This is a genomic window from Acidobacteriota bacterium (genome assembly GCA_016716435.1).
Classification (GTDB): domain Bacteria; phylum Acidobacteriota; class Blastocatellia; order Pyrinomonadales; family Pyrinomonadaceae; genus OLB17.
Map to the genome: position 1 here is coordinate 288,058 of JADJWI010000001.1, position 17,540 is coordinate 305,597.

Sequence of the window (17,540 nt, forward strand, 5' to 3'; positions counted from 1 at the left end):
AAGTCGCCGGGCTCTTCTCATTTTGGGTGAACAGACTTACCTTATCTGCCAGGTCGTTCCGATAGTGAACGAACGCCCACGTGCCGGGGCAAAAACGAACTGCTCACTGTAAAAGCGGTCGAAGAGGTTTGAGACTCCGAGGTTGACGGAAAAGTTGAACCGTTCCTTTCGGAAGATATATCCGCCGCTCACGTTGTGCGTCACGAATCCCGGTTCCGGACCGCCGTTGCCGCCCTGGAATATCGGCAAGAGAAACGCCGGCGAGAGCCTGTCCTGAGTTACGACGATACGAGCGTTGTAGTCCATATAGTAATTCTTCAGGAAGTTCTGCCAACGGAACCCGGCATTGGTCCGAAGCGGGCTGATGATGTCGAGCGGTACGTCCTCATCAAGGTCATCGCCCCGAAGATAGCTGAAATTTCCGTAAGGTGTCAGATACCCGAGGCTGATCTTGATCGGGGCTTCGATCTCGGCCTCAAGGCCCTGAATGCGGGCACTGCGGACGTTCTGAGTTTGGAAGACCGGTATCGGCTGCTGCGGTGCCGGCCGCGGGAGAACGATCGGCATTCCGTTGCGGTCGAGTGCGGTCTGGGTCGCGAGGAAATTCTGGTACCGGTTGTTGAAATAGGTCACCGAGCCGGAAAAACGCGACGTCTTGAACCGCACGGTCGCGTCGAAATTTACGCCAGTCTCGGGGTCGAGGTTCGGATTACCGACCAAAAAGCCGCCGACCGAGCCAAAGTCCGTAAAGAACCGCTCGAAGATGTTAGGCGTCCGGAATGACCGTCCGACCCTTGCCGAGAGATTGAGGTTCGGGTTGACGACAAAGACAAGCCCCACATCGCCCGTCACCGCTGAATTATCGACCGAGAGCCCCGAGGTCAGGCCGTCGAGACTGAGGTCTTCGATCTGGCTCGGCGTCAGCGACCCGGGCAGCGAGAACTCCGCCGTCGGCTCGGCCGATGTCCTGAACCGGTCAAAGCGAATGCCGGCGACGGCCTTCAGCCGCTTTGTTATCCGTATCTCGCCTTGAGCGAAAGCGGCGATGTTCGAGAGCGATGCATCCGGGACGCTCCGCGAGGTTGAGACGTTTCGGTTCGGTGAGGCCGGTGTCGTTGCCGTTATGAAAAGCCGGCGGTCCGAATTGAAATCGTTAAAGTAGCTCGCTCCGGCGATCAGGTTCACCCGAGTGCCGAAGATCCAGTCGGTCTGAACATCAAACCCTGTGCTGTCCGTGTCAGTGATGGTTTCGCTGAACTGATATTGTCCGGGAAAGAACGGCAAGACCGGCGGGACGGTCAGGATATTCGTGAAGTTCCGGTTCTGGGTCTGATAGTGTCCCATTACCGAAACACGCTGCAGGTTCTTGGTGATGGCAGCAACATCGTAGCGGCCGCTGAACTTATCGCGGTTTGAGAACGGGAAGAACCCGTTGAACACTCCGACAAGCGTCGGCGACCCGATATTCGACGCCCGACGCCGTTCATAATTGAGCTTGAGCGTGTTCGTCTCGTTTATAAAGAAACGCCCGGTCGCCTGCGTATTTCCGCCATGCGACTGCGAGTTGAGCACTTCGCCGTCTGCGGTCACGCCGTCGATCACACGGCCGGCCGGATCGCCGGTCGAATAATTGCCATATCGCTCGAGCGACTGAGCTACCCTGAATGCAAAGAACTTGCTCGCACCCGTAACGGCGAGATTGCCGCGGCGGCCGGACTCATTCGAGCTGTAGAACGTATCGAGAGCGGCACCGAATCGGAATCCGCTATCGCGGCGTGTCGGCGTGTCCTTGGTGATGATATTGATCGTACCGGCGAGGGCATCGGTTCCATAAAGCACCGAACCGCTTCCGCGGACCACCTCGATCGATTCGATCTGAGAGGTCTCGACAAGTCCGCCCTCGACCCCCGATTGGCTGGTCGAGGTTCGGGAATTGTTGAGCCTCTCACCGTCCACGAGGATAAGGACGCGATTGCTGTCGAGCCCGCGAATACGCGGCCGCACCTGAAATGCGCCTTCGTTGACGGTCGAAGTTCCCGGAAGTGTCCGGAAGACATCGCCGAGCGTGTTGATGCCCTTGCGGGCGATCTCTTCACTGCCAAGGACACTGACCGGAACCGGGGTTTCCTCTGAGGAGATCTGCGTCCGGGCCGCGGTGACCGTTACGGATTCATTTATCGTGCCCAGGTCGAGAACGATCTCGGAATCGATGGCCGCTCCATTGCCGGCAAGCGAAACGAGTTTGTCCGGGAAGCCGGCGGCTGAAACGACCACGCGTAGCTCACCTTCAACCGCGAGTTCGAACTCGGCCACGCCGGTCTCGCCGGTAACGGCCGTACGGGTCGCCCCGGAGCGCGTGGTTATCTTAACGGTGGCACCGGAAACGACCGCTCCGGCCGAGTCCTTGACGGTAATACTTATCCGGCCCGTCTCCTGTGCCTGGACCGGAACGACGACCAAACCGGCAAGAAGAAGTACGCCGGCGAAAAGAGTAAGAATGCGACCACGAATTGAGAGGATGATGTCCATAAAGAAGCCCTTATAATGAAGATAGGAACGATTTCGCTCGTTCGTAGTCTACGGAATCAAAGCATGAAACAATTCATTAGCATTAATTACACTGCTACCATGCCCAAATTAGTGTTGCTGATGTTTGAAACGAATCGCTGAGCCAAGCGGGAAAACGCCCCCCACGACGCCAAGTTCCGGCGACGCTCAAGCAAAGCCTAAGGACATTCTCGAGAGATCTATCTTTGGCTGCGGGGCTGTTTGCTGTCGGTCAGGATCACGAAATCGCCGAGGCCGTTGTGTTTGGCCGGGTCGAAGGTACGGAAATTCTCTTCGTAACGCATGGTTACGACCAGGGACTTCGCCTTTGATCTATATTTGGCGAGCTTTTCGATGGTACCGAGCCGCGACTCGGTATGGAATCCGCCGTTGAGGTGAACTACGAGCGAGCCCTTGTGCTCTTTCAGGGCCTTGGCGACCCAATATGCCATCGTCGCGTCCCAGAGCGTTTGCGAATATAACATGGGGCTGACGGGCTGCGTGGAGTCGTGGATCTTGCCCATCAATGCGTTGAACTTTTTAGAATATGCTTCCGAAGGCTCGCCAAACGGGAGCGGAGCAAGCCATTTCTTCGCTTCGGGCGAAAGCGAGAGAACAGAATCTTTGCCGAGCCGGGCGACCATGTTGACGTATCGCCGCGGAGCATTTGCTGCGATCACGGGCAGCCGCTTCTCTTTTGCGAGCTCGACCAGCGGCCGGTAGTCGGTCTTATAGTTGTTCCAGGGACGCGAACTACGGAGGAAGTGATCCTCGGTGATCCTGCCGGCGAGATACTCATCAAGCACGACCTGAACGTCGCGCTCGAACATCTCAAGCGAGAGCTGGACCTTTCGGTTCGGACCGAACTGCTCAACGGCACGTTTGAATATCTCGAGTTGAAGAGCGTGGGCGACCGTGTCGTCGTGATATTCGCCAAGGAAAACGGCGTCAGAGGCTGCTACGGCACGCATTATGTCCTCAAGCGTGGCCGGCTTCCCATCTGAGGTGAAAATCGTGTAATGATCAGGGTTCGCCTGTCCGGCGGCTTGAATGGTCATGGCAACTGCGAAGATCAACGCAAAAAGAAAGCTCTTCATACCAGAACAGACTACCAAAGCCGCCGGCCGCACTAAAGCCAGGACTCAAACAATGGTTGAAAAACTCGGTCCGACATCAGTCCGTACCGAATGGATTCGGTTCGCCCTCATAACCGAGGCCATCCTTAATGATTGTGTTGATCTGCGGGTGATGCAGTATCCGCGGCATATCAACAAAAATGTGTAGGATCTCGTGTAGAACGACCTTCTCCAGATCGTTGTCGGGTATCTCTTTCTTGAGAAAGAATTCACCGATATTAATCTCGTAGGTCCTCACATTCGCCGTCGCTCCGTATGTGTCCCAGTCAAAAGCGATGATCACGTCCTCCCAGATCTTCTTATAATTAGCTTTAAGGCGATCGCGACTGCGGCTTAGGCCCTTTGGTGGCTTAGGGTAAAGGTAGCCGTAAGACGTGATCACGGGCGTGCCCGAGATCTTCAGCAAGACAAGCTTCATCCGCTTGAGCAGAAAATTTTTGTCATCCACAATTCCCGGAAGCTCGGAAGCCCCCGGAACAAACGAATCAATATAAAGAAATGCCATTCCTTTCCTCCGTCCCCTTTATTCAATGACCGGGCGGACGCGAATTCGCAATTCTCGCCTGCCCGTTGCGATCACTTCTGCCCCGATTCAGATTCCAGCGTTAGATCTGAAATATCCTCCGTCGCGAAGACTACACGAGGCAGGAACGAGAATCGCTTATGCCGGACTGAAACAATGTAATTCTCTCCAGCCGCAAGGTCTTCTAACTTGTAGTACCCGAACTGATTTGAAAGGGCCGTTCTTACCGTCCCCTCGGCGTCCGTCGCCGCAACGGTGGCGAACGCAATTCCTCGGCCGTTCGCCAGCACTCTACCCCCGATGGAGACATTGGCTGAGGTCGGCGCAAGAGTGGAGAAGAGCGTCCAATCAGAAAAATCGCTGACCGGTGAGGTTGTCGTTATCGTATTCGAAGTCGTGTCTAGCGTGGCCAGAATGGTATCAAATATGTCACCAGACCCTGTGTATCGCTTGAGATCAAGCGACGTTTCAGGGATACCGTTAGGAAGATCTGATTCCTGATAGACAAAGCTTAGATTTGCCGTCAGTTCACCTAATTCTGTAATACTCCAGAATCGCCGAAGAGCCGATGGTGCGTTAGGCACATTCGGGTGTGCTCCGGCGTTCGAACGGATCGTTAGGCTAGATGGATTGACTCCAAGTGCCGTCACGTTTGCGGTGACTGGCGAATATGAATCAGACGTGCCGGTGTGAAAGGTCTTGCTTCCGGCCGCGGTGTAGATCATTCGAAGATCGCCGTCTATATGGCCGCCAGTCCTCGTAACGGTCGTAGTCGCTCCTAGGATCAGAGTGTTTGCACCTGTTGAAAAGACGCCGCTCGATATCTCTAGACGTCCAACCGGCGACACGTTTTCTATCGTCAGGTCGCCTCCGGTAAGTAACAGGCCGTTGGGACAAAGAAACAATAACCGGCTTATGACCCTGGACGAAGGAACCTCAAATCCGGTCGGAATGTTGGTCCCGGCATTTGCGTAAATTAACTGGAGTCCGGACGTGCCTAGACTAAAGGTTGGTGATGTATCAAATTCACCCGGCGGAGCAGTTTGCGTGTTCGCATTACCCCGCTGAACCAACCTCAACCCCGCCGCGGTTCCGCCTCCGATCAAGATCTTATCGCTGTTGATCAACGTGCCGCTGAACAGATTGATACGCGAAGTAACTACCTGTGGTGATGACGGGTCGATCGTCACATTGTTTACATTTGATATACCAAGCGTTTGAAGCGGAGTAGTCAGCGTACCGCCAGTGCCGGTCCCGGTATAAGTTTGTGGCCCGGTGCCGCTGAAATTGAAAGCTGAGACTGTTGCATCTGCCGTGGAGTTCAACGTGCCGTTGTTGGTAAAAAGCGGGCCGATCTGATTAAAGCGAAGAGCCGTAAGTCGAGTGTTGGCCTCGATCAGAGTGTTGCCCCGCGTGGAGAGGTCAGTCGCATTTGTCAGATGATTTGCGCTCGTGCCATTTGTCACGAGGTCGTAGACCGTCCCCGTCACGGTAAAGGTCTTCGCTGCTCCCGATGCGGCATTTCCCGTTTGAACGGTTCCTCCAGTCGAGTTGAATGCGGCTCCTAAATTGTCGAAGATGACGTTAGTAGAGCCGCAACCCGTTGGCGATGCCTGCAAAACAACGGTTCCCCCCGTCGTTTCATATTTTCCGATCACCAGAAAGGCCGTACCCGAACATGTTCCTTTTCCGGTGGTGATCGTTCCGCCTGACTGAGCAAAATTGGACACATTGATCGGACTTATCGTATCGATCTGTCCACCTTCAACGACCAGATCGCGGATGATCATGAGACTTTGAAGCACAACCGTACCTGCCGAAACCCGCAAGGATCCGCCATCCCTGATCTGCGGCGAAGCGGCGGCAAATGTAAAATTCGGATTGTCGATCCAAAGTCCAGTATCAACCGGGAGCAAAAATCCAAATACGTCATTGGAGAAAACTCGGTGCGTTCCCGTGAATGTTCCGGATATCTTGAGCACGCCGGTGAGCAATTCAAGGAATCCGGTTGATGATTCAACCGTCTGGCCTTTGACCGAAAAGTTCTGCGGATCCAACGTGACCGTGCGCGGTAGACCGTCGAACCCCTTGGAATCCATTGTGATGCGGAATACGTTCGTCACGGCACCGGTGCCGCCAAAGTTCGCGTCTTCCTTCCCGCGAAAAATTAAGTTTACGCCAGCGGTATTCGAATTGTTGGAAAAATCGAGCGTGCCGTTATTGATGAGATCTCCGTTAAGGTTTAACGTGTAAATGTTTGTGCCGGTGACTGACGCTCTGAAGATACTTCCGTTTTCAACCATGATCGATCTTGCGGTCAGCGAAGCATTTTGAATGGACGTGAATTCAAGTACGCCAAAAACGACGACGTCGTTTGCTTGTAAGCCTATTTGGTCGATGACGACAGTTGTGCCCACAGGGATCTCGACTCGATCATTTTCCGACGGCACCGCATTGCCTTGCCATGTTGCCGGATCGCTCCAATTTCCGCCTGACGATGTCGCGAGAACGATTCCCGCAGCGATGGTAGCCTGATCGCCGGCTGCTGCAGGGCCAACCGCTCCTTCGGTCAAAGCCACGACGCGAAATGAGTAAGCGGTATTGGGCTTGAGACCGGTGATCACCGCCGAAGTCGCTCCTTCGCCAACAGCAGTTGCGGACTGAAACCCTTCTAATTCAAAAGGCCCGGATGCTTCGGGGTCCCGCCATCTTTTCGTTACCGTAATAGCTTTTTCGATGACTGGAAGCGTTTCAAATCCTCGGGCTCGGTGTAAACTTTGCTCATCTTCCGCGACATGATCGACCAGCGTTTCGCGAAGATCTTCAAGCTCGGGCTGAAATTCTTCGGGGCCTTCTCGACTTTTTCGCTCCGCGGGCAGATCTTCTCTTAAATAGACCGCAAATCCCGTTTCGTTAGTTGAATTATCTGACCAATTGATCGTCAAAGACGTTGCTGTAACATTTGCAAAACCTACATCGGACGGCGCAGAAGGAGCATTCGGCGTAAAGCGGAAGACTCGCCGCGAAGTGGTTGATGCAGATGTCAGCACAGAGATGGGTCCGATGGCATAGGTGTTCCCGCCAGTTCCTGTTGATGTAGCGTCGAAAGTCGGTTCCGGTGTTCCCGATTGCGGAGCGATCACCCTTCCGATCTCACCGGAATCCAGACCGGACGCGAATCCGATCTGGCCAGTTGAGGTAGCTATCGTTTGGTTCATTGACCCATATACGAACTCGATCACACCGGTCGTTTCGTAGAGCCGGGCTTCGAACGTCATGTCGACCGATGTACCTGACGCGAATGAGCTCATATTGGCCCATTGCACGACAAGCACACGTTCGGGTGCATTGCCAACCGTTCTGAAACGCACGGCGCCGCTTGCCGATGTTCTTAAATTGCCTGCAAAAGGGGCGATAACAGGCATCCCCAAATCCACGCCGAGAGCCTGTGCAAAATTCCCATTGACAGGCTGTGTGCCAAGCCCGAGAAAGCCTTTTGTCGTTACCGAAAAATGGGAATATCGCATGGGTACGGTGTTTCCCTGATACTCACCCATGAAATAGAAATCGAACCCGATCGGGTGAACGACCGTGGTTGTTGTCGAAATGGTGCTCCGCCTGATCAACTGTTCGGAGTTCGCCATGTTGGTCAGCGAGCCATTTGTCGCCGTCGTAAACGTGTAGTTTGCGGTATTCGGAGCGGCCGAAACTGCGAAATGGAAGAAAATCAAACTTCCAATAACCGAAAGTAACAGATTGCTTTTTGTGATAAGTGAGGTCATTTGTTTTCCCTTTCTCGCTATTTCTCTGCCCGTTAAGGTATGCAGGTCGTTTCCGTAAATAATTCCTGTGTCCAGTTTCACTGGTCCACCGATCGTTTGCCGGGCCCTCAGAATGCACTACTGACAGACAGTTTGTGACTGGATAAAGAAACGTTGCCCATTTAGGCCGACCTCGTTCGAGGCTTGGCGTGCCGAGAGCGTGTAGGAAGTCGTACCACCGCTGTTGAATCTCAGAAGCAGGCTGCCGCCGTTCGGGGCGATGGACCACGACCCGGCGTGTCCGCCTCTCGCCGCAAAGCTTCCTCCATCGGAATTGCCCGGGCTGAATCCGCCCATTCCGGTCGATTGGTAAAAGGTTCCGTCACTGCAAAGAACAATATCCTTGCGTTCCGAATAGCCGCTCGCGGTGTAGAGATAAGTTAGCTGTTTTCCGGTGAGGCCCTGACGAACCCTCTGGGCGACTGCGGAGACTTGCGGCGGGTGAAACGTCATTGAATTGGCGACCGCGAGAGCCGTGTTAAAGCCCCGTTCCGAATTCGCGTTATCGGTTAACGCAACTATTGCTACACCGCCGCCATCGCTCCGATAAACTACGGCCGTATCAATTATCGCTAGTCCCTGCGGCGTGTTCCCGGATGTTCTGAAGATCTTTCCTCCGCGAATGTCCTGGTGGCCGCCAACTAGCTGAAGGCCGTCTTTTTCAAGATTCGCATCGGCCATGAATGCGTTGTGGTCGCGATAGTTGTGGGCCTTGACCACCAGAATGATGTTCTGGCCCGGCTCTACGAATGCGTATCCTTCCGCGGTGGCGTTCGAAGCCCAGCCCTTAGGTGCAACGAAACTATATCCTTCGGCCTCGTTCGTGGTTCGAACTTCCCCGTTTTGGGCATATGTACTCTCGAAGAATAACGTCGCGGCGATAAATAGAATTAGGATCTTCATATATTTCCGTCGGTGCAAAATGCCGGTCTTTTCGCTTTTAAAGCGGGCTGATCTTTTCGGCTGAGTTCAGCGTTTTTGTTAGTTTAGGCGAGTCCGCATCTCGAGTCTTGAGGAAAACCTTAGCAATTTGTGAGTAATTGCAAAGGCTGCGTTGGAACGGTCCCGCAACGAGCCTCTTTCCGTCGACGCGGGCAATTCCGAATAAAAAAAAGAGAGGCGGATCGCTCCGCCCCTCTTTTTGCCCTAAATCGGCTTTGATTTAAGGTTCGCTGCCGATGAAGTTTACGTTATCGACATCGCCCTGCAGGTTGATTTCCTGCGAAGGATTGGCGAAAACGTATCGCCGCGGATGCGAGACCGTTACGGTGTAGGTAACGTTCGTCGGAACCGCCGGGAAGGTGAACCGGCCGAAGCTGTTGGTTATCACGGTGAAACCAACGTCGCCAAAGGCTGGTCCGGTTAGCGTTACCGTCACGAACGCGAGTCCGTTCTGGCCTGCGTCTGTAACTTGTCCTGAGATGACAGCTGGTGGGCCGGGCTCGCTAACAACGTACTCGTCCGCTCCGATGTCCGGAGTGGCCGCGTCGCGGGTCTGGCCATCGAGGTCAGTGGTGATGCCGGCGATCGGTGCCGCGGCTCCGATCATCGGGCTGCCTGCCGTAATGTGCAGGTCGCTTGCCGAAACGAACAGCGGATTGACCGCCAACGAGTTTGCATCTTGCGTTGTGGCCGTCTGCCAATCGCCAAGCGTCACTCGTGCCGATCCGCCAATGAACCCTACATTCTCGGCTGAGAAGTAGTTGTTATTGTTGATCGTGCCGAAGATGCTTGCCGGAGCAAGGCTGTAAACGCTGTAGCGAGTAGCACCGGAGGTCTGCGTATTTGCAAAGATGTTGTTCCTAGCATTTACCGCTCCCGCCGCCGTTACCGCCGCCGAAACGAACATCGCGGAGGTCGTTCCCGATGCCTGATTCGTGCCCATGTTCACCGAGTTGTAGTAAACATTCCAGCCCGAACCACCGGTGATTGAGATGCCGTGGCCGTTGCTCGCAACGGTTGCTGAGCCAGTTGCCCCGATATCGTCGATCATGTTGTTCGTGATCGAGACGTTTGATGCCGTGGAGGTAGCGATGACCGAAATGCCGAATGCACCCGTGCCGCTGGAGCTCACGTTCTTGATGTTTCGAATCACGTTGTTTGCGACAACACCATTCGTCGAAAGCAGACCGACCTGAATTCCGCTCATCGCCGCCGTCGTGGTAGCCGTCGAGCGGACACCGTTGACTGTATTATTCGCGATCACGAAGTTGTTCGCATTGCCGATCAACATACCGCGGAAGATGTTGTTGTCGTTTGTCTCATTCGAACCGAGCGTATTGCCGATAATGGTCCAGCCCTCATCGATGTTTGCGGCTGTTCCGCCGCGAACATAGAGCGAGTTCTGAACGCGATAGATCCAGTTGTTCTGGATGGTGTTGTTGTTCTGCGGTCCTTCGCCGTCGTTTCCGATCGTTACGCTGCTACCGGTCAGGATGCCGGCGGTCGTCGTTGAGTTGGGGATCGCCGCACCATTGATTATGGTGTTCCGGATGACGTTATTGTTACAGCCGTTTGTCCCGATCGTCTTCATCCAGATGACGGTTGAAGTTCCGGTCTGATTGTTCGTGATGGTTAGATCGCGAGTCGTTCCACCCGGTGTGAGCGAGCCATCGATGACCAAACGATCCGTACCATTGAGGTTGATCAGGCCATTGCTTGTAGCACCGGATCCGCTGATAACGCGAGCCGCTCCTGAAGGCCTGATCGTGAGCGTGTAACCGCCGGGGCCGTCCTCGGCAAATTCATTAAGGCCGACCGCTCCCGTTTCTGCAGTGAGGTCAGACGTAATGAGGATGGTCGTGTTACCGGCGAGTGTGAAGCCGCTGTTGAGTGCTTCAAAAAGACCGCCGGCGTTGGTCAACGATGTGATAGCCTCACCTGTTCCAACGTTAACCGTGGCAGGAAGTGCCCCAACGATCAGGTAGCTGTTCGGCGTTGGTGGTGGGCTTATGATTGTTGTGACGTCAGCGGCCGTCCCGCCGCCCGGATTTGTTCCGATATTCGGAGGCACAGCGATGTCCTGTGCGATCGTGAAGTACGAGACCGTATCCCCGAGAGCTACTCCTCCCAGAAGTGCGACGTCGATCGTGCAGTCCCAGGTTCCGTTAGTTCCGGTTCCGCCAGTCAGAACGCAAGGCGTTGCGGCGTAAGAACCTGCGTTCTTCCGGTAGTATATACGCGGAACCAAAACACCCGCTGTCGCAACTCCGGTCTCATCCGTGACTGTCATCGTTAGCACTCGGTTCCCCGTTTGTGAAGTGTTGCCAAACGGAGTGTAGTTTTGAGCCGGCGGGAGGAAGTCCGTTACGAAGACTCCCGCAAATTCATCTGCACCGATGTCCGGCGTCGTTACATTACGGGCCTGCCCATCGATGTCCGATCCGACGCTGACGCCTGTTCCACGTGATTCAAGCGGAGTAGCCGTGCTATCCGGAATGTGAAGGTCCGTATTGCTGACGAACGGTGGAGCTCCGGTAAATGCGAACGAAGCATTGTCGTTTGTCCCGGCCGCCGAAAGAGTGCTCGTGTAAGCACGCAGGTTCGTAGCCGGTGTGGTCGTAGTCGGGTTAAAGTCCGCGACCGTGAAATTGACGCTGGTCGCAAATGCAGTTCCGGACTGGCCGAGCGTGTTGAGCGCATCGCCGCCCGCGAACATGCCGTTGTTGTTCATCGTCAGGTTCATCGTGGCCGTTCCGCTCGGCGGAAGATAGACGACCGTATTTCGCGTACCGGCCGGGTTTCCGCCGGCGATCTGGTTCGAGAAAAGGTTGTTGCGGACATCAATGCCGGTTCGGAGGTTTGAGATGACGACAAACGCTGCCGTCAGGTTCGTGCTGGTCGTACCGCCCATGTTACCGGAGAGGTGAACTGAGTTGTGGTAGATAAAGTGGTCGTTTCCGGCGGCGATCCGGATACCATATGCTCCAAATGTCGTCCCGAAACCGCCCGTTCCGGTAGTTTGGTCATTGATGATGTTCGAAATGAAGTTGTTTCTCACCGTGTGGCCATTACCGCCGCCGAGATTTACCCCGTATGCCGACCAGGTGTTTGGGTTGTTGTTCTTCACCCGGTTTACGCGGTTTCTTTCGACCACTGCGGCCGTGGCTGTCGAGCTCAGGACGCCGACCGCGATGCCGTGGTTCGCCGCACTCGAGGGGATATAGCCCTCAACATAAATAGTGTTTTCGTTGATCAGCGCGTCGGTTGAACCACCGATGGTGATCCCTGCGGCCGTCACCTGATCAACATCGCCGGCCACCGGATTTCCGATCTCATTCTCAAAGATATCAAGTCCGCCAAGAACCGTTGCGGCAGACGCATTCATTGAGATGCCCCGAGCGGCCGTAACGATCCGGTTGTTGTCGATCTCAAAGCCCGAGGCGGTAGCTCCGGCCCCAACGCCCGTCGTGACCGATGTGATCGCAGTCGGGGCTGTAACATCGCCCGATGCGTTTGGCCCTAGAAAAATGCCGAACGTTGTATTTGCCGAGCCCGTCGTCGAAGTTGCGGTCGAAATATTCTGTCCGGTCGAACTCCCGACAATATTCAAGTTTCTGATGCGATTATCGTTTGCAGTAGTGACGGTTGTCGTGTTCAAAGCCACCCGAATGACTGATGTGAACGTAACCGTATTCGCTGCTGTATTCTGAATGGTTAGGTCCTTGTTCGTTCCTGGTGTATTCGGGTTATCACCATCGATTGTGACATTGTCAGCACCATTAAGTTCTATCAACCCTCTGCCCTGAAGACTCGGCCCGGAGATGGATACATTGTCACCGCCGGGTTGGATAAGGAGTGTTGAGTACGATGCAGCTCCCGCTCCGCTTGAGTTGAGGACCGCCGATCCAGGCTCGGTCGTGTTCGAAAAGATCGTGATGGTCACGGCGCCGGTGTGAGTACCCGCATTGATGGCATCAAATGCGGCCGTAAGGGTAGAATATTGCCCGTTGCCGGGATTTACGACCACACTTGCCCCGAAGGCGGGTCGAGGCTCGGCACCTACGCGGGTTTTCTGGTCTGCCGAAACAGGTGCGGCAAGATCCATCGTCAAACCGACCGCGAAGAGCGATGCCATAACGAACACCACCGCTGCAGGCCGGTAGTGCCTGAAGATACTTGAGATATCGATCATTTTATCCTCCAAAAGATAAGGTCAAAGAACCCGGCCCGGAGTGCGGTTGGTCAGCACGCTTCGAACCCATAGTGGGCCGGCGATCGCCGGTACGGTAGCCGCCAGAAGTTCCCAAAAGATGGGCACTTACGGCTTCCGCGGTCAAACGCGGGCACAATGCAATGAAATGGACTGTGTGATGAAAATAGAGCGAAGTCTGGAATAAGTCAAGAGAAGCCGCAGGCCCGATCTTCGGCGGGTGCTTGCAAACATATAATTCTTCTGGTTTTGCGACCTGGGCCGGCGAACGCTACGATAAAAACAATGGAAGAACGTGAACTGATGACGCCGGCGGATATTCACGCCTTTGGCGTCGAAATCCTCTACAAGCAGCTTGAAACGGACGGTTGGGTGATCGACTCGGCGGACGTTCTTGCAGACATTCGGACCGAGCCGCAGATCGTCGCAAAAAAAGAAGGCGAGCTTGCCTTCTTTGTTGTGCGAACGGATGTTCACCCGAAGCGTGGACGTTTTGAAGAGGGCAAGGAAGCCTTCGAAACACTCGTCCTGCACGCCAAGGCGCACGGAGCGTCGTGCTATTTTGCCAGCATCGGCATCGCAAACTCTGAGGGCGAGACCGAAGAAGCGATGTCGGTCCCGGTAAAAGGCGTCGGTTACAATATCCAGTTCGACGGCCTTATCCGGATGGAACTCCCGCCCGAACAGAAAGAAGCAGCAAGCTGATCCGCTCTACTTCCGCTTCGTTACACCCATGAGGCGAGCCGGAAACGTCGCAAAATTCTCGATCTCTACGTGATACTCCCCGTCCTTCGAGTCGCGTTTCCATCGGACCTTCGCGGCCGCAATGAAAGTTCCCTCGCCGCGTCCGGTCTTTGGGTCGATGAAAAGCTCGATGATACCGAACGGGTAATCTATCGAGCGATACCCCCCGCGAACCTCCGCGAACTGTATCCATCTTTCGAATACGGCAAAGATACGGGTCTTTCCATCAACCTCGCTGAAACGGACGGCGTTGATCGTCCGGCCAAGTCGTCCATCAACCGTGAACGACCCGAGATCCTCGTCATTCAGCTCCTTTAGGAGTGTGTCCTGGCCGCCTTCGACGAGTACGGCAAGAAATCGTGCCGCTTGTTCGTCCGTGGTCTTACCCCGAAGATCAAGAGTGAATGTTGCGGTCGTTGTCCTTGTACTCAGGCCAGTGCCAAAACTGATTATCGTCCCAGTATATGTTTCACGTTGTCCGGTTTGGGCAAACGCGGACGCGCAGGCGAACGCCACAAATAGTGATCCAAGAATTATTTTGAGATGGGTCCGCATAATATTTACCTCCGTGGCCGAATGTTTTTCGGCTTCACACTTTCTATTATACGCCCCGGAGTCAAGTGACCGGGGTCACAGGCCGTCTACCGAGAGCAAGCGCGGAAAGACGGCCGGCACCTCTCTTCAAAAATGCCGTCCGCCTTTCCTGATCCACGCGCAACGGAGCGTGGAAACTTGAACCTTGCCTTGTGTGTCAGCATAAAAGCGCCAATGTCCCGCGGGTTCCAAAATGCTCGGAACCTGACGACAAAAAACAAGGCCCACCGATCGGCAGGCCTTGATCCGTTCGCGAACTTATGTCTCTTAGGATGCCTTCGAGCCAAAAACTAGCCGAAGCAAGAGAAGCAAGATCACAGCCCCGATTATTGACATGATCCAGCCGGCAGCATAATTTGCTCCGCCCCAAAGTGCTCCGCCGATAAAGGTACCCAGAAAGGCACCGGCAATACCGACCACGATGGTAACTAGTAAGCCGGTCAGGCCATCGGGCAGGGCCTCTTTACCGGGAAGTACAAAACGGGCAATTATGCCCACGATCAAACCAACAATAACGGTACCGATAGCGCTGAACATAGTGCTTTCTCCTCGTTTGAATTTGAACTTTTTGGAACACGACTATTCTTACACACAATCGCCGGAAACGACAATATTTTTCTTTCTCGGCCTTGTTCTACCGGGTGGCACAAGGCTTGCTACGCATTACTCAGTAGTCGTTAGCTCAAATTATATTCTTGGAGGAAAAGTTTATGTCTGAAGGAAAAAGTGTTGCCAATAGCCTTATCTGGGCCGTGGCTTTGATAATCATTATCGGAATTATTTTCGGTGCGTTGTATTACGGCGGCATCCTTAGCGGAAAGCAGAAAAAGGAGATCGATGTCGAGGTCAAGGTGCCGGCCGTCTCCAATAGCCAGTAACTATCTTAACAGTGAAAAAAGGACGCCGGGCTTCGTGCTCGGCGTCTTTTGCTTTCGTTGGTGTTAGACCTCAAGTTGGTGCCGCTTTATCATGCCGTAGAGCCGCGGCCGGTAAAGCCCAAGCAGGTTCGCGGCGGCCTGCTTATTTCCCTTGGTACGCTTGAGGGCCGCCGTTACGACCTCGCGTTCGATGCCTTCAAAGACATCGTCGTTCGACCGCCCGTCCTCCGGGTCGGCGAGACTTTCGACGATGGCCGCTCCCGCCTCGCGCATCAGTTCCTCGGAGCTTAATCTGGCCCTTGCGAATGGCATCGATCCATTTCCGCTATATTCGGGATGGGTCTGTCCGCCGATCATCGTTTCCTCTGCTTCAGCTCCCGCACCGCCTGGAATATCAAGCCCGGTGATTCTTCCGGACTTGCTCAAGAGAACAGCACGTTCGACCGCATTCTGGAGTTCGCGGACGTTTCCACGCCAACTGTAGTGCAGCATTTGGTCATACGCCGACTGCGAAAACTCAGTATCCGGCCGCCGATATTTATCCGAATAGATCTTCAAAAAGTGCTCGGCGAGCATCGGGATGTCCTCCGTTCGCTCCCTGAGCGGCGGTATCCTAATCTCGATAGTATTAATACGATAGTAAAGGTCCTCGCGAAGATTTCCGTCCTGAATTGCTTCAAATGGGTCGCGGTTGGTTGCTGCTATAAGCCTGAAATCAGCATCCTGCGGCCGATCGCTGCCGACGCGGTAATACACCTTTTCTTGCAACACGCGAAGGAGTTTCGGCTGCAGGTCGACCGGCATTTCGCCGATCTCATCGAGCATAATGCTCCCGCGATTTGCCTGGCCGATGAATCCGATCTTGTCAGAATTTGCCCCCGTATATGCCCCTTTAACATGCCCGAAAAGCTGGGATTCGATCAACTCTTTCGGAAGTGCCGAGCAGTTCACTTTTACGAAGGTCTCGTCGGCTCGATGGCTTTTGTAGTGGATCGCATTGGCAATGACCTCTTTTCCTGTGCCGGACTCGCCAAGGATGAGGATATTTGCGTCCGATTCGGCGACGTTTTCGATTATCTCGTAGATATTCTGCATCGACCGCGAACCGCCGATGATGCCTTCATATGAGTTTCGGCTGGTAAGCTTGGTCCGCAGTTCCCTGATCTCGGCGGCTTGCTTGCGGTTGATTACCGCCTGCCGTTTTGACTCGACGGCGTTGCGGACATCGAGCATTAGGTCCTCGAGATTGAGCGGCTTTACGCGATAGCCGAATGCTCCGACCCGCGTTGCTTCGATGGCCTTTTCGGCTCGGTCGTAACCGGTAATGATAATTATCTCGGTGTCAGGCGAGATGAGCTTCGTCTGCTTTATCAGGTCGATCCCGTTGATGTCCGGCAGATTAAGATCGGTAAGAATTACGTCGAACTCATCCGTCTTAATATGCTCGAGCCCTTTTACGCCGGAAACGGCCGTCGCCGTATCAAACCCTTCGTCCTTAAGCTGAAAACTCAGCAGATCGAGAGTGACGGTATCATCGTCGATCACCAGTGCCTTTAATCCCATTTAATCCTCTTGATATTGAAAACCGCCCTCTCTACTTCCGGCGGCTTCTAACTGTGTCAGATTTCCGGCTAACCAAAATGCAAGGTCTATGCCAGTTTTTCCGAATAGACATCACACTTTCGCGCTTTGCCTATATGATGGCGACGAAAATGTGTTTCACTTCAATACAGCAAAAATATGGGCCCCGTCCCCCAAATCGCCACGTCCTGAACCGATACGCTCTAGTGTATGCTTTCAATGCGATTTATCCTAGCTTTTTTATTCTAGGCCTACGCATAACGGTTTAGAGGTCGCTAAACATTCATTTTTTTCTTTTTGGCACGGGGCTTGAAATAGCAACAAGCGTGTCCATACGAGATTGATTCTTTTTCAAAACAAAGGAGGACTTATGCTTGAAACTATTATCGTCATCGTTTTACTTCTTTGGCTTGTTGGTATGATTAGCGGATCGACCTTTGGCGGCGTTCTTCATACGTTGCTTCTTGTGGCCGTTGTTGTTTTTGTCATCAGGCTGTTTACCGGCCGACGGGCCGTTTAGGTTACAATCGGGGGGGTTCCCTGGCGGCCAACGCTAGGCGAACA

The 17,540-nt window shown here is 54.1% G+C and carries 12 protein-coding genes; 3 read left to right on the top strand and 9 right to left on the bottom strand.

Going from position 1 to position 17,540, the window contains the following annotated elements:
* Positions 1-36 precede the first annotated feature (36 nt).
* The 6 genes from IPM21_01470 to IPM21_01495 form a co-directional block, all read right to left on the bottom strand.
* Positions 37-2,529: a TonB-dependent receptor gene (locus IPM21_01470; protein ID MBK9162585.1), complete on the bottom strand. Its 2,493-nt coding sequence runs from the start codon at positions 2,527-2,529 to the stop codon at positions 37-39.
* Between the two features lie 218 nt (positions 2,530-2,747).
* Entirely contained in the window at positions 2,748-3,644 is an 897-nt protein-coding gene (locus IPM21_01475) for a ChaN family lipoprotein (GenBank protein ID MBK9162586.1), read from the bottom strand.
* 76 nt (positions 3,645-3,720) lie between these two features.
* Positions 3,721-4,188: a hypothetical protein gene (locus IPM21_01480; GenBank protein MBK9162587.1), complete on the bottom strand. Its 468-nt coding sequence runs from the start codon at positions 4,186-4,188 to the stop codon at positions 3,721-3,723.
* A gap of 71 nt (positions 4,189-4,259) precedes the next feature.
* Complete coding sequence (locus IPM21_01485) at positions 4,260-7,988, bottom strand: hypothetical protein (GenBank protein ID MBK9162588.1); 3,729 nt, start codon at positions 7,986-7,988, stop codon at positions 4,260-4,262.
* 117 nt (positions 7,989-8,105) lie between these two features.
* A complete protein-coding gene (locus IPM21_01490; GenBank protein ID MBK9162589.1) occupies positions 8,106-8,930 on the bottom strand; it encodes a hypothetical protein in 825 nt (274 codons plus the stop codon).
* A 259-nt stretch (positions 8,931-9,189) separates the two neighbouring features.
* On the bottom strand, positions 9,190-13,161 hold the full coding sequence (locus tag IPM21_01495; protein MBK9162590.1) for a carboxypeptidase regulatory-like domain-containing protein: 3,972 nt from the start codon (positions 13,159-13,161) through the stop codon (positions 9,190-9,192).
* 303 nt (positions 13,162-13,464) lie between these two features.
* On the opposite strand from IPM21_01495, the gene IPM21_01500 reads away from it, so the two are divergent.
* Positions 13,465-13,884: a hypothetical protein gene (locus IPM21_01500; GenBank protein ID MBK9162591.1), complete on the top strand. Its 420-nt coding sequence runs from the start codon at positions 13,465-13,467 to the stop codon at positions 13,882-13,884.
* A 6-nt stretch (positions 13,885-13,890) separates the two neighbouring features.
* On the opposite strand, the gene IPM21_01505 is transcribed toward IPM21_01500, so the two are convergent.
* Positions 13,891-14,478: a hypothetical protein gene (locus tag IPM21_01505; protein ID MBK9162592.1), complete on the bottom strand. Its 588-nt coding sequence runs from the start codon at positions 14,476-14,478 to the stop codon at positions 13,891-13,893.
* A 306-nt stretch (positions 14,479-14,784) separates the two neighbouring features.
* Positions 14,785-15,054 (bottom strand): GlsB/YeaQ/YmgE family stress response membrane protein, encoded by a 270-nt coding sequence (locus tag IPM21_01510; protein ID MBK9162593.1) that lies wholly within the window; start codon positions 15,052-15,054, stop codon positions 14,785-14,787.
* Positions 15,055-15,227: 173 nt separating this feature from the next.
* Between IPM21_01510 and IPM21_01515 the strand changes: the two genes are divergently transcribed.
* Positions 15,228-15,395 carry a hypothetical protein gene (locus IPM21_01515; protein MBK9162594.1) on the top strand — a complete coding sequence of 56 codons (168 nt, stop codon included), beginning with the start codon at positions 15,228-15,230 and terminating at the stop codon, positions 15,393-15,395.
* Positions 15,396-15,458: 63 nt separating this feature from the next.
* Here IPM21_01515 and IPM21_01520 read toward each other — a convergent pair whose 3' ends face one another.
* Positions 15,459-16,958, bottom strand: coding sequence for a sigma-54-dependent Fis family transcriptional regulator (locus IPM21_01520; GenBank protein ID MBK9162595.1), 1,500 nt, complete (start codon positions 16,956-16,958; stop codon positions 15,459-15,461).
* Positions 16,959-17,346: 388 nt separating this feature from the next.
* On the opposite strand from IPM21_01520, the gene IPM21_01525 reads away from it, so the two are divergent.
* Positions 17,347-17,496 carry a lmo0937 family membrane protein gene (locus tag IPM21_01525; protein MBK9162596.1) on the top strand — a complete coding sequence of 50 codons (150 nt, stop codon included), beginning with the start codon at positions 17,347-17,349 and terminating at the stop codon, positions 17,494-17,496.
* Positions 17,497-17,540 lie beyond the last annotated feature (44 nt).

Bases quoted from the DNA above. Each gene is read 5' to 3' on its own strand.
- IPM21_01470 (MBK9162585.1), bottom strand. From the start codon at position 2,529: ATGGACATCATCCTCTCAATTCGTGGTCGCATTCTTACTCTTTTCGCC.
- IPM21_01475 (MBK9162586.1), bottom strand. From the start codon at position 3,644: ATGAAGAGCTTTCTTTTTGCGTTGATCTTCGCAGTTGCCATGACCATT.
- IPM21_01480 (MBK9162587.1), bottom strand. From the start codon at position 4,188: ATGGCATTTCTTTATATTGATTCGTTTGTTCCGGGGGCTTCCGAGCTT.
- IPM21_01485 (MBK9162588.1), bottom strand. From the start codon at position 7,988: ATGACCTCACTTATCACAAAAAGCAATCTGTTACTTTCGGTTATTGGA.
- IPM21_01490 (MBK9162589.1), bottom strand. From the start codon at position 8,930: ATGAAGATCCTAATTCTATTTATCGCCGCGACGTTATTCTTCGAGAGT.
- IPM21_01495 (MBK9162590.1), bottom strand. From the start codon at position 13,161: ATGATCGATATCTCAAGTATCTTCAGGCACTACCGGCCTGCAGCGGTG.
- IPM21_01500 (MBK9162591.1), top strand. From the start codon at position 13,465: ATGGAAGAACGTGAACTGATGACGCCGGCGGATATTCACGCCTTTGGC.
- IPM21_01505 (MBK9162592.1), bottom strand. From the start codon at position 14,478: ATGCGGACCCATCTCAAAATAATTCTTGGATCACTATTTGTGGCGTTC.
- IPM21_01510 (MBK9162593.1), bottom strand. From the start codon at position 15,054: ATGTTCAGCGCTATCGGTACCGTTATTGTTGGTTTGATCGTGGGCATA.
- IPM21_01515 (MBK9162594.1), top strand. From the start codon at position 15,228: ATGTCTGAAGGAAAAAGTGTTGCCAATAGCCTTATCTGGGCCGTGGCT.
- IPM21_01520 (MBK9162595.1), bottom strand. From the start codon at position 16,958: ATGGGATTAAAGGCACTGGTGATCGACGATGATACCGTCACTCTCGAT.
- IPM21_01525 (MBK9162596.1), top strand. From the start codon at position 17,347: ATGCTTGAAACTATTATCGTCATCGTTTTACTTCTTTGGCTTGTTGGT.